Annotated in this window: 1 protein-coding gene; it reads right to left on the reverse strand. The window is 37.8% G+C overall.

Annotated features, from left to right (window positions below):
- Positions 1-61 precede the first annotated feature (61 nt).
- Entirely contained in the window at positions 62-502 is a 441-nt protein-coding gene (locus ACK8OT_RS19265) for a hypothetical protein (protein ID WP_410198131.1), read from the reverse strand.
- Positions 503-518 lie beyond the last annotated feature (16 nt).

Raw genomic sequence — 518 nt, forward strand, 5'->3', positions numbered from 1 at the left:
TTGTTTTGCCGGTTTTTTGGCAAAACAAGTGACACTTTTGGCTGTCCGTTGCCTGCACTTGTTATGTGTTTTGTATGCCAAGATAACCAACCTCTTTTTTTGCAGAAGCTAACTGACTTGAGCTAATAAATGGCCAGTAATAAATATCACCAACTTCTTTCCATGCCTCTAATGTACTTTGGCCAAATTTGCCAAAGGATATGGCATGAAGAAATCTTTTTTTGAACTCTACATTCGGCCAAATATATTCGTTATCTGATTTAAGGAAAAGTATCCATCGTGCGACCATTGATTTATCTTCCTTGGTCAGAGCATCTTTCCCTGCTAATTTATACTCTCGTAAATCATCATATAGCAACCATGCTCCTTGGCTCCATACTTCCATGATTGCAATATCATTGCTATTGGGGATATTGTCTTCAAATTCATCATTCGTAATTAAGCCCGAGGCTAATCCACGAATTAGTTCACACAATGAATTACGAGCAGATCTATCTATCATAACTCACACATAACGC

This window comes from Motilimonas thetidivivens, assembly GCF_046452435.1.
In the GTDB taxonomy this organism is placed as follows: Bacteria; Pseudomonadota; Gammaproteobacteria; order Enterobacterales; family CBDFNC01; genus Motilimonas.